Annotated in this window: 12 protein-coding genes; 5 read left to right on the top strand and 7 right to left on the bottom strand. The window is 37.1% G+C overall.

Features of this window, described 5'->3' with window-relative positions; all coding sequences use genetic code 11:
* Window positions 1–325: 325 nt before the first annotated feature.
* The 4 genes from ABH966_RS06140 to ABH966_RS06125 form a co-directional block, all read right to left on the bottom strand.
* Window positions 326–1,234 (bottom strand): RluA family pseudouridine synthase, encoded by a 909-nt coding sequence (locus tag ABH966_RS06140; protein ID WP_370077028.1) that lies wholly within the window; start codon window positions 1,232–1,234, stop codon window positions 326–328.
* 1 nt (window position 1,235) lies between these two features.
* The gene (locus ABH966_RS06135) at window positions 1,236–2,030 is read right to left on the bottom strand and encodes an NAD kinase (protein ID WP_132363921.1); all 795 of its coding nucleotides are present in this window, start codon (window positions 2,028–2,030) and stop codon (window positions 1,236–1,238) included.
* A complete protein-coding gene (gene yjbM / locus ABH966_RS06130) occupies window positions 2,027–2,698 on the bottom strand; it encodes a GTP diphosphokinase (protein ID WP_370076749.1) in 672 nt (223 codons plus the stop codon). The genes ABH966_RS06135 and yjbM overlap by 4 nt, the downstream gene beginning before the upstream one ends.
* 62 nt (window positions 2,699–2,760) lie before the next feature.
* Window positions 2,761–3,144, bottom strand: a complete 384-nt coding sequence (locus tag ABH966_RS06125) for a UPF0738 family protein (protein WP_370076747.1) — start codon at window positions 3,142–3,144, stop codon at window positions 2,761–2,763.
* Between the two features lie 648 nt (window positions 3,145–3,792).
* Here ABH966_RS06125 and ABH966_RS06120 point away from each other — a divergent pair.
* The 4 genes from ABH966_RS06120 (at window position 3,793) to ABH966_RS06105 (ending at window position 6,631) form a co-directional block, all read left to right on the top strand.
* On the top strand, window positions 3,793–4,377 hold the full coding sequence (locus tag ABH966_RS06120) for a CYTH domain-containing protein (protein ID WP_370076745.1): 585 nt from the start codon (window positions 3,793–3,795) through the stop codon (window positions 4,375–4,377).
* Between the two features lie 39 nt (window positions 4,378–4,416).
* Window positions 4,417–5,205 (top strand): lytic transglycosylase domain-containing protein, encoded by a 789-nt coding sequence (locus tag ABH966_RS06115; RefSeq protein WP_370076743.1) that lies wholly within the window; start codon window positions 4,417–4,419, stop codon window positions 5,203–5,205.
* 216 nt (window positions 5,206–5,421) lie between these two features.
* A complete protein-coding gene (locus ABH966_RS06110; protein WP_132363931.1) occupies window positions 5,422–5,829 on the top strand; it encodes a globin domain-containing protein in 408 nt (135 codons plus the stop codon).
* Complete coding sequence (locus ABH966_RS06105) at window positions 5,822–6,631, top strand: DsbA family protein (RefSeq protein WP_370076741.1); 810 nt, start codon at window positions 5,822–5,824, stop codon at window positions 6,629–6,631. The genes ABH966_RS06110 and ABH966_RS06105 overlap by 8 nt, the downstream gene beginning before the upstream one ends.
* 487 nt (window positions 6,632–7,118) lie before the next feature.
* Here the strand turns inward: ABH966_RS06105 and ABH966_RS06100 are convergent, their stop codons facing one another.
* Window positions 7,119–8,624, bottom strand: a complete 1,506-nt coding sequence (locus tag ABH966_RS06100; protein ID WP_370076739.1) for a hypothetical protein — start codon at window positions 8,622–8,624, stop codon at window positions 7,119–7,121.
* A 230-nt stretch (window positions 8,625–8,854) separates the two neighbouring features.
* On the opposite strand from ABH966_RS06100, the gene ABH966_RS06095 reads away from it, so the two are divergent.
* Window positions 8,855–9,169, top strand: coding sequence for a hypothetical protein (locus tag ABH966_RS06095; RefSeq protein ID WP_370076737.1), 315 nt, complete (start codon window positions 8,855–8,857; stop codon window positions 9,167–9,169).
* Between the two features lie 189 nt (window positions 9,170–9,358).
* On the opposite strand, the gene pepF is transcribed toward ABH966_RS06095, so the two are convergent.
* Both pepF and ABH966_RS06085 read right to left on the bottom strand, forming a co-directional pair.
* Window positions 9,359–11,170: an oligoendopeptidase F gene (pepF, locus tag ABH966_RS06090; protein ID WP_370076735.1), complete on the bottom strand. Its 1,812-nt coding sequence runs from the start codon at window positions 11,168–11,170 to the stop codon at window positions 9,359–9,361.
* A gap of 48 nt (window positions 11,171–11,218) precedes the next feature.
* Window positions 11,219–12,328, bottom strand: a complete 1,110-nt coding sequence (locus ABH966_RS06085) for a competence protein CoiA (protein WP_370076733.1) — start codon at window positions 12,326–12,328, stop codon at window positions 11,219–11,221.
* Between the last annotated feature and the right edge of the window lie 100 nt (window positions 12,329–12,428).

Genomic DNA, 12,428 nt, shown 5'->3' with positions numbered 1-12,428 from the left:
CCACAGATAAAATGTTGCTGTCGCACAGAGCAAAGCTTCCTGGGGGCGTCGGACCAACAGGATGTTGGTCACGAAGGCGTTATCACAGGACGTGATGCTTTTAGCCTTCGTTCCCCTCCCGCTTCGCTCCAAGGTCTCATACAAACACTTTCTTTACTGTTAACGTGCTGTTATGAAAAACCTATTACTTTTACTGGGCTATAAAATGATAAAGAGATGCCCGTTTGTGCGAACATCTCCTTAAATATATAACATATCCAGTAATAGTTTTCACTCTTAGTGAACTAATGAAGTCTTCGTTCATAGATAGGTTTTGTACCGAACTTCAAATTAAGGAGTCAATTAATAATCGCTGCATATCTTCATTTAAGTTACTTTTGAATTGTAAACGCTCATCTGTCAACGGGTGAAGCATCTTTAAGGACACACAGTGTAGGGCTTGTCTATTTATATGCTCGCGACTTCCACCATAAAGTTCATCTCCAACAAGTGGATGTCCTACATAGGCCATATGCACACGAATTTGATGTGTGCGCCCTGTATGCAACTTTAGCTGTATATGTGTCATCGGTTTATTCTGTAAATAAAAGTGCCTTAAAATTGACACATCTGTATGTGCAAATTGACCGTCCTCACGTACCTCTCGCTCAATAATACTCGTCTCCTTGCGTCCAATAGGAGCGATAATTGATTGTACATCTGGTGCCACATGTCCATGTACAATGGCTTCATATTGTCTAGAAATCTCTCCACTGCGCTGTGCAAGTCCCGTTAAATGATGAATATGAGCATGTTTGGCAATGCACAGCAAGCCAGAAGTATCACGATCAAGTCTCGTTACTATATGAGCAGTAGATGCTAGACCCTGTTGCTGAAAATGACCACACACTAAATTAGCTACGCTATATGTTGGATGCTCGCGCGAAGGAATCGTACTCTGATGCGCTGGCTTATTAAGCACTAAAATCGCTTCATCTTCATAAATAATTGAAAGTTCACCATGTTCAACAGCGAGCCCTTCACTTTTTTCTTCAGGAGGGAATTTAACTTCAACTCGATCCCCAACGCGAAGATGATGTCGAACATTGCGTTCAACATCATTCACGGTTAGCAAGCCTCCATCAAATTTAATTGCCGTTAAAGCCCGCTTGGAGATTCGCCATTCAGTTAAGGCCTCTCTTAGTAGTTGGCCTTCCTTTTCCGCTATAAAATGCAGTGTAAATCTTGTATCCATTTTACTCATTTGCTACGAATGACTCATGTACTCGTTCCCAGAATGGGAATGGACGGAAACGAGCAAAACGTACTCTTTCAGTTGCTACATTAAAAGCAATCGACTTCACATCGCCTTGCGTAACTTGTAAATGATCAACAGTCATATTAAAGTTTTGTTCATTTACTGGACGTAAAACACAGTGATGATGTGCTGGTAAAATGAGTGGTGAACCAACTGTACGGAAGACACGGTTATTGATCGATGCTATCTCAGTAATTTGGAGTGCCGCTAAAGTTGGGTGAATAATTGCTCCACCGAGGGCTTTATTATAAGCTGTACTACCAGAAGGAGTTGACACACAAAGACCGTCTCCACGGAAACGTTCAAACTGATTACCATTTAACTCAACATCCATAACAAGCGTGACATCAGGTGATTTTATAGTTGCTTCATTTAACGCTAAATACGTATTGGATTCTGCATTATGATGTTCCACCTTTACCTCTAGTAGTGGATACTCCACAACATTAAAGTCCTTTTTGGCAATGGACAAAACAAGCTTTTCTAATTCAGATGGCTTCCAATCCGCATAAAATCCTAAATGTCCCGTATGGATACCTACGAAGGCAACCTGATGTAGCATATGAGCATATCGATGAAAGGCATGTAGTAAAGTGCCATCTCCTCCAATAGAGATGACAATCTCAGGAGCCTCTTCATCATAAGTTAACCCAAAGTCTTGCAAATACGTTTTAGCTAGCTCCATTAATTCGTTCGACTGTGCATCTCTACGTGATTGAATGGAAAATTTCATTTTATGTCACGCTCCTTCTCCGAAAGTAAATTAGGATTCGATGCTTCTTTGTATTCACTAAAATAGGCCTGCGCTTCTTGTATTTCACTACGAATGGACGACATTTCCTCATCCAATCGGAAGGCGGCCTCTGCTGCACTTTGAAGGCGATTTTTAATTTCCTCGGGGAACATGCCTTTATATTTATAATTTAAAGAATGCTCAATAGATGCCCAGAAATTCATAGCTAGTGTTCTTATTTGAATTTCAGCTAATACCACTTTTTTCCCTTGTATCGTTTCAACAGGATATTCGACAATCATATGATATGATCGGTAGCCACTTGGCTTATTATGTGTAATATAGTCACGCTCTTCCACTACACGCATATCTTTACGTTGACGTATTAGCTCAGTAACTGTTGAAATATCATCGACAAATTGACACATAATACGTAAGCCTGCGATATCTCCTAACTCATCACCTAGCTGTTTAGAAGGCTCAAATGCGAGTCCTTTTTCTAATGATTTATCGTATATACTTGCTAAAGGTTTTACACGTCCCGTTACAAATTCAATTGGTGAATTTGCATTAACAATACCAAACTGTGAACGCATACCCTTTAATTTTACTTTTAACTCATCTACTGCTTGTTTATAAGGACTTAAAAATATTTCCCATTGTCCCATCGCAAAAACCTCCCGACAATCGGTATCGAACAAAACCAACACCGTCTGTTCGTTTTGTCTTTTTATTCAGCAAGAATTGTCTTGAAGTGATGTTCCACCTCTTGGACAAATTCCGCCCCATAATTGTAATTTCCTTCAATATTATACACGAGCATTTCCAGTTCATCGTAAAAATTAGAAAGCTCAATAACTTCCGTACCTAGTTGTAGCTTTGGATTTTGTTTTTTTTGTAAAATATGTACAAGTTCATCCCAACTACTCGGTGGAAAACGCAAGTAATGATAATTCTCTCCTGCATCAAGTAAATAAATAAACGCAAAGTCATCAGAGTCTGCTATTAATTGTGCAGCAGGTTTTAACTGTAAATTTGCTTCAATGTCGTTTAAACTAAAATGAAGTTGCTCGTTTTCAAAATTCAATGTTTCTATTGTATAAATTTTACGCACATGCGGTTCCCCTTTTCGTCGTACTCTTCCTCTTATTTTAGCATAGAGGGTAAATAGTTGCAGTGTGTAAATACTAAATCAATGAAAAAACGAACTAAACTTTTTATCATAGCGTGTAGTTGATTTCCGTTCCGACTGGGCGACTCCTTGGGGATCAGCAATAGAGGAACGAAGGCTACAACCATCACTTTCTGTGATAACGCCTTCGTGACCAACATCATGCTGTTGCTGATGCTTCGCTTTCGCACAAAAAACAATTGTCCCTCATCGGAAATTAGGGATGATATTTCGTCAAAATATATGCCATGCATATTAGTTGATTGGAGTGGAAGCTGGGCGACTCCTTGGGGATCACCAATAGAGGAACGAAGGCTAAAACCATCACATCCTGTGATACCGCCTTCGTGACCAACATCCTATTGGCCCGACGCCCCCAGGAAGCTTTGCTCTGTGCGAAAGCGAAGCGACAGCAACAAATGTTTTATCTGTGCGAAAGCGAAGCGACAGCAACAAATGTTTTATCTGTGCGAAAGCGAAGCGACAGCAACAACAAAGCGCCCAGCTGGAACGGAAATCAACCACACGCTATGCTGAGGAACCTTTCCCTAATCAACACCCATAAAAAATTAAAATAAACAGGTGATCATAATGGCACAACAACTTGAAATAGAATTTAAAAATCTTTTAACCAAACAACAATACGAACACTTATTGCAAGCATTTAACATTCCCGAAAATGCTATTCATCGTCAAACAAATCATTATTTCGACACACCTTCTCAAGCTATTCGAAAACTACAAAGTGGGCTCCGTATTCGACAAATCGACAAATATTTTGAATGTACTTTAAAAGAAAAAAATGCAGAGCATGCTCATTTAGAAACAACTGACGAATTAACTGCTGAGCAAGCTAAGAAAATGCTTGTTGGAGAAGGTTTTTATGCCCAAGAAGTAGCAAAAAGACTAGCTCTCTTCAACATTTCTTTAGAAAATTTAGCAGTATTTGGTTCACTTACAACCGATCGTGTCGAAATTCCTTATAGGGATGGTCTTCTAGTATTCGATCATTCTTTCTATTTGCAGTGCGACGATTATGAGGTAGAATATGAATCAAAAGATGCAAAAAAAGGAAATGCAATCTTCGACGAATTTCTACAGCAATATGGTATTGAAAAACGGGCTACAGATAAAAAAATCGCACGTTTCATGAAAGCATTACAAATGAATAAATAACAGTAGCTTAACTAGTATACAAGAAAGGGTGGCAACTCCTTGGATATTCAATCACTCAGAACTTTACTTGACATTCAAGCATTACAAACACTAGGATCTTCAGAAAATTCATCGTCAAACAATCTTACAGACAGCAATTCTATGTTTTCTGATATGATTAGCGAATTGCTAGGCGACTCAACTACTACTAACAGTGCAAAATTATCTAGTTTGCTCGGGGGCGTATCAAGCGCTTCGTCATTGATGAACCAGTTTAGTAGTTTAAACGGGTTAGCTGAAAACATGCAAAATAGTGCGTATCAATCATTACTTTATAATGGTTCTAATGACGTCTTTATACCATCTGCTGTACAGGCAGCATTAGCAAATAAACAATCTAGTACAAAGCTCGACTCCTATGTTTCGGATAATGTAATTGGTTCAACAGCGTATGCCAATTCATTAGCTGGTGCGAACCAATACGCTTCGATTATTCAAAAGGCAGCAACTACATATAATGTACCTGAGAAGCTAATCGCTGCAGTGATTAAGCAAGAGTCTAATTTTAATTCTAGCGTGGTTAGCCATGCTGGAGCACAAGGATTAATGCAATTAATGCCAAAAACAGCTCAATATTTAGGGGTTACAAACGCCTTTGATCCTGAGCAAAATATTATGGCAGGCGCAAAATATTTACGTCAATTGCTAGATAAATTTGATAATGATCCTACATTAGCGTTAGCTGCTTATAACGCAGGAGCTTCACGCGTTACAAAGTATGGTGGCATTCCTCCTTTCAAAGAAACACAGAATTATGTCCAAAAAGTGATGAATTACTATACAGCTTAATCGCATAAACATTGTTAATACAGTCTTTTTCGGCAAATTTCACCCACGTGGTGAAATTTGTGCTTTTTTAGCGAAAACATTTCGGAAGAGCGCTTTGTTTGTGTTAACGAAAAGACGTTGATAGAATGAAGGTAGTCACAAGAAATTCACATTTGTAAAGATGACCAAGTATAAAAATATACTTTACGATATAAAGAATTAAAGGGGCATTTAATTATGAATCGAAAATACACTGTTCCTTATGAGGAGCTGGGGGCTGAAAAGCTTTCAGAGCTAATCCATGCATTCTATAAAAGAGTTGCTCAGCATCCTGATCTTATTCCAATCTTTCCGAAAGATTTGACAGAGACAGCACGCAAGCAAATTCAATTTCAAACACAGTATTTAGGTGGGCCAAATCTTTTTACTGAGGAGCATGGGCATCCAATGATGCGTGCACGCCATATGAATTTTCCGATTACACCTGATCGTGCCCAAGCTTGGCTTGAATGTATGTCCGAAGCGATGGATGAAGTGGGGTTGGAAGGGAAGTTCCGAGAAACATATTATCAACGTTTAGTATTAACAGCTCATCACATGATTAATACACCAAATGACGATGAGGGGGAATTGTTACGTGAATAATATTCAAATGCTGCAGAAGCCAACTCTTGAGATTTCTACTGCTAATAAGCCTATTGAATTGTATATTTTCGTAGATCCACTTTGTCCAGAAGCTTATAATATGCAAGCCATTCTTCGTAAGTTACATTTAGAGTACAATCATTACTTTACATGGCGCTTTGTACTAAGCACAGAGCTTGCCTCTTTGAATTGTTTAAGCAAACGTGTAAAAGGTTGTTTATCAGGTATTGAACTCGACATTAATCACCCTGTCCTACCATCTATCGCTATTAAAGCTGCAGAATTACAGGGCAAACGTGTCGGAGCACGCTATTTGTCGAAACTACAAGAATATGTATTATTAAACCAGCAAGATGTCAATTCTTATGCTACGCTGTTAAAAATTGCGGAAGATGTTCAATTAGACATGAATGAATTTTCAGCAGACTTTGGTTCAAAGGAAGCAGCACGTGCTTTCCAATGCGATTTATATATTAAACGTGAAATGGAAGTTGATGAAGTGCCTAGCATTGTATTTTTCAATGAATGTATTGAAGATGAGGGCCTAAAAGTTAGTGGTAGCTATTCCTATGAAGTTTATGAACATATTTTACAAGAAATGATGGATGAACAGCTTGTGCGTCAACCATTACCAACAATGGAAGAGTTATTCACAAAATTCCATACACTTTCAACAAATGAAGTAGCTTTCATCTACTCATTAACAGAACAAACCGCTGAACGCGAATTAAAAAAGCGTATGTTGCAACAAAAGATTGAACGAATTCAGACAAATAACGCTACACTGTGGCGTATTAAATAATGCAATTATACTATTATTCTAAGCTCCAAAATAAAAGCAAGTGAAGAAAACTTCACTTGCTTTTATTTTTCTTTATAGCCTCTTCATTACTTTCTTTCGGATTATACAAACTTAAAGTAAATAAATGCACAACCTCATCTATCATCTCATCAATATCCGGATTAATATGCTCATTTATATATGGTAATGTCAATTGGAAAACTAAAATTGACGACAGCAAAGAATAGAAAAAATTCGCAGTATATTTAAAGTTCCCTTTTGGAATTTTCCCTTGCTCTTCTGACTACTCCCACAACTAAAGCAGTGGGGTTCTTATGTACTTAAGAGAAGCGTTACAAAGCTCTCCACAGATGGTGTTGCCATGTCCTGTGTACAACATCTTTGATTTATCTTCTGTTCCATAAGACTTTCTTATTTACACAACCGATGTTGTGTTGGCAATAAGTTTTAACGAAGGCAGGTAGCTCTACCTACGGGGGAATACCCCTCACTTGATTTGTTTGATACCCATGCTAAGAGGGAATGTTTTCTTTACTTGTTTCAAGTCTTCTATATGTTGATTGTGTAACTCTAAAAAGGTAGGAAACGTTTTATTGCATAAGTCTTGATTCGTTTGTTGTAAATTTGTATCACTATTCATCAGTAAAAACGCACTATATAAATCTCGTTGTACGAGATGACTTCCAATTTGACTCCAACGTTGATGCAATTTTTTCTTTTCATAACTATGCGTCACATGGTTATACTGACTGGCTCTAAAGGTGATCGTATTTACTTTCTGTATCGTTTGCTTTGTGTAACCTAATTTTTGATGGATGATTTCCACTAGCATGGCAGGGGCATGATTCCCAATGCTTTTTCCAAAACGCTTTTTGGATTGGATTTTGCCCTGTATATTTGTTTTGGTTTCTTTTGTACGTTTTGCCAATCCTTTAAAATGCATGGTTTCGATGTACACCTCATCGCCAAGAGACAAGATTATATTTGCTAACGCACCATGGTTTTCTTTGATGTAGCAAGCTTTCTTTCTATATAATTCTTTTATTTGTTTTTTTGTTTTTTGATAGTTTTTACTATATGTCCAACGGAGTTTGACGCCATGTTTTATAGTACCATCCTTTTTGAAATTGTTAGGATTGGTACTTCTACGACTTCTATCCAACTTGCGTAATAAACGTCTTTTTTGTTTCTCCAATAAAGGTACTTCTGGTGCAAGTTGTTGCATGAAAACTGTTTCTTCTGAAACAATCGCAATGGTAGAAGGACCAATGTCAATACCTACTCGTTTTTGTTTTTGATAGGAATGTCGAAAGGCTCCTGTAGATGGAATTCTCTTTGCAGGAGGAATCCCATCGATCACAAGTTGTACGTAAAAAGTATGTTTTCCACGAATCACTTTTTTGACTAGACGACAATATTTAATGGTATGAAGAGCAAGGGATTCTTTTACAAACAAATCTTGTTTGCGAATACGAACAGGAAGGGTTAATCCATTCCAATAGACAATATTCTCTTTAAATCGAATGCCTGCTTTATGAGATTTCCCTTCTACAGAATGAAGCATTCTGTAACGTTTAAAGTGTGCTTTACTCCCTTTAAATAGAACATCTTGAACCGCTTTCCAGACAGTAGAGGCGATTTTCTGAGAAGTATTGCTATCTATATGTTTTTTATAGTTATGTTGATGCTTTTTAATATACGCATGCAGTTGATATTCACTTAATCCAAAAGATTTACGAATGTGATCTAATTCTTTTGCGGTCTGCTTCAATTCTTTTGAATCATTAGATTTTTTCGCTTTTTGGTAGCAACGTAATTGTTTTCGATAGTGTTTTGATTCTTGCATTAAAGTATATTTTTTTACTGCATAAGACAAGGTTATATTATAGAGTGTACGGGCAATTTCAAAACGTTTTAATAGAATATCTTTTTGCCATGTATCTATAAGTAACTTGAGTTCTATAACAAAACAATCTTTCTTCCCTTTCGTCATTACCCGTCACCCCTTTCTTTTTTTGATTATTTACAATATACAATATAAACATATGTTCTAAAAAGAAAAATGCACTTCATTCCGCCCACCTCTGAAGAAGTGGGCTTCCAGAAGCTCAATTCTATGAAGGGTGGGCGACTCCTTGGGGATTAGCAATAGAGGAACGAAGGCTAAAACCACCACATCCTGTGATAACGCCTTCGTGACCAACATCGTGTTGGCCCGAGACCATGGAGCGAGCAAAGCGAGTGAAGCGGCTCATCGGACGCCCCACAGGAAGCTTTGCTCTGTGCGAAAGCGTAGCGACAGCAACAACAAAGCGCCCAGCCGGAACGGAAATCAACTCTCTCTTTGCAGTGAGCAATACTTTATTTAAATTGACACCTTACATCGACATAAAACAAAACAAAGAAGCGCCACTATCCTCGACAGATAGTGACGCTTCTTTTTCACAAAGGGGATGGGAGAAATGTTCACGTTCAAACAAAGGGGTGTATGTTTGTTTTTGTGATTTATTTCACATGAATCAATTTATCATGGAATAGTAAATATAGCAACAAGTCCGATGATAGATTCACAAATTTGTCAAATAGAAAGCGATTACAAACAGTATTTTTTCAAGATACGTACTTTTAAACCATTTAGAAATCAAAAAAAATCATTATTCCTTAAATTTTTATTATTTAATTAATCATAGAAAAAAGGCTGTAGTGAAATACCTACAGCCTTCAAAATTAATTATTCAACAATAATTTTTCTAACTCATTTAAACGTTCTTCAAATACTTTACATGCATCATCAATCGGTTTAGCAACGTTCATATCAACACCCGCTGCCTTTAATACCTCAATTGGGAAATCAGAGCAACCTGCTTTTAAGAAGTTATTAATATAACGTTCCACAGCTGGTGTACCCTCTTCTAAAATCTGTTTACTTAATGCTGTTGCAGCTGATTTACCTGTAGCATATTGATACACATAGTAATTATAGTAGAAGTGTGGAATACGAGCCCATTCTAAGCCGATTTCCTCATCTACAACAATATCTTCACCGAAGTATTGTTTATTTAAATTATAGTAAACCTCGGTTAAACGCTCCGCTGTTAGAGATTCACCATTCTTATCCATTTGGTGGATTAGGTGTTCAAATTCAGCAAACATTGTTTGTCTGAAAACAGTACTTCTAAAGCCGTCTAACCAATGATTTAATAAATAAATTTTCTGTTGTGGATCTTCAATTGTTTTCAGTAAATAATCATTTAACAGTTCTTCATTACATGTCGAAGCTACTTCAGCCACGAAAATAGAATAATCACCATAAACAAACGGCTGAGTTTTACGTGAATAATAACTGTGTACACTATGACCAAATTCATGAGCAAGTGTAAACAGATTATTAACATTGTCTTGCCAGTTCATTAAAATGTATGGATTCGTTCCATAAGCACCTGAAGAGTACGCACCACTACGTTTCCCTTTGTTTTCTAGGACATCCACCCAACGGTTATCAAGACCACCTTGAACAATACCTTGATATTCCTCACCTAATGGCGCTAAAGCCTTTACTAAAATATCCTTCGCTTCGTCGTAAGTGACTTTCATATCGACTTCCTTAACAAGTGGAGCAAATAAATCCCACATATGCAGTTCATCCACACCTAAAAGTTTCTTACGTAATGAGATATAGCGCTGCATAGCTGGTAAATGCTTATGGATTGTTTCTACTAATTGGTCATAAACACTTTCTGGAATGAAGTTGTTAGACATTGCTGCGTGGCGTGCAGAATCATAATTACGAATACGTGCGCTGACATTATGCTTTTTAACATTGCCAGTTATTGTAGACGAAAACGTATTTTTAAAGTTACCGTAAGTTTCATACATTGCTTTAAAGGCATTTTCACGAACAGTGCGATCTTTACTTTCTAGAAACTTAATATAGTTACCGTGTGTTAGCTGCACTTCTTCTCCATCTTCATTTTTCACTTTAGGGAAGACTATATCTGCGTTGTTTAACATACTAAATGTATTTGAAGCAGTACCTGTAACCTCAGACATTTGTGCAAGTAATGCTTCCTGTTCTGCTGGTAAAACGTGCGGACGTGCCATCGTTATTTCTTTTAAAGATTGCTTATACAGTTGTAAGTCTTTGTTTTCTGCTAAGTAATGTTCTATTGTTTCTTCACTCAATGATAAAATCTCAGGTGTTAAAAACGATAGGGCAGCTGAGATACTAGTCGCTAATGTTTGAATACGACTATTCATATCCTGGTAGAAGCTATTTGTCGTATCTTGGTCATAACGCATATGAGCATACGTGTAAAGCTTCATTGCTCGTTGATAAATATCATCGTGATAAGTTAGAACTGCTAATAATGCATCTGCCCCATTTTTTACAGTACCTGCATAGCTAGATGCCTTTTTTGCAATTTCTCCAACTTCTTTATACTCTTCTTCCCATAGTGCGTCAGTTGCAAATATATCCTCCAAGCGCCAAGTTAACTCTTCCGGAACTTCATTTCTTACTAAAATTTGATTACTAGCCATGTGCCAGCCCCCTTAATTTGTTAGCTTTTCCTATACTCTCATATTTTCTCAGTATATTGTGGCAATTGCAAATAAATGTGCGTATATTTGCTCACAAATATCCTTTTCTTCATAACTTTTCGCCAGCACCATTCCAAAATTTTTAATTGCTTGTACTGCTTGATTTGTTACCCCTACATTTTGTTGGATTAAAAACGATCGAATAGTTCTCTCGTCTAGTTCATGAGGTTCTAATTGTAATCGACGACAAAAATAGAGGAAAATCGTTTGCCACTCAATAGAAAACATCGGTATCGCTTCTGCATCTTTTACCGGAACACCTACGTAATCAGGCATTGCAGTTAAAGTAAAGCGTAACTCATAACTACTTCGTAAAAATGAATCTTGTACTCCATTTTTACTATGTAATAAACGTTGGTATACGAATTGCTTACACTGCTTTTTATAAAGCTGCCAATATAGATGAAATTCCTCTTTCGTAATTGGCTTAGGCTCATAAAAAGGGAAATGTTGCTTGTTAATCGTTAGTTCCAGTACTTTACCTATAAAAGTATACCCATGAACATGAAGAAGATTCGTCCAATAAATAAATCTCGATGTGTTTGCATCATAGGTCACCAAATAAGTTAAGCCTTGTGCTGTGACCATTATCACCTTTTGCATAATTGGGGAAATAGAAATTTTTTGAATACCTTGTGTAGATTGTTTTTGAGGTGTTTGAAAAAGCCACAACGGCTGTATAGAATTTTCCTCATATCCAGATGTACGCAATAGCCACTTTTCATGGGAAATTGTACTACATTGAAATTCAATAGCAATTTGCTTTTGCTCCTTTATTAGAAGCATATCTGGTCGCTGTGAAAGTTTCTGTAAATAAGGCTCCAGCCTTACTGTATGCCCGAGTTTTCTTAGCCATTCAAATAATTGGACTTTTCCTTGTAAATGAAGTTTTGATTCACCCTCTGCAAATAACTGCTCACAGCTATTATTAGCAATATGTGCGAAATGAGGGATATTATATTGGCCAATCTTTAATTGGACAGGCTGTTGGCATTGGGGACAATAAAATTTCATCTGCCGCCTATATCGTTGTAATTCTTCCCTTGAATAATGGTATGGGAGGAAAATCTGCTGAAGTTCGTTATAGGCCATAAGCATAAAATCATCTCCTTTTTGACTGATTGTAAAGGAGTGTTTTTAAAGCAACAAATAAAGAACGGCTTTTTCTTGAAATTTAAAAATTGTTATCTTTTAAAAC

The sequence above is a fragment of the Lysinibacillus sp. RC46 genome (assembly GCF_041262385.1).
GTDB lineage: Bacteria > Bacillota > Bacilli > Bacillales_A > Planococcaceae > Lysinibacillus.
This window is presented reverse-complemented; position numbering and strand designations above follow the sequence as displayed.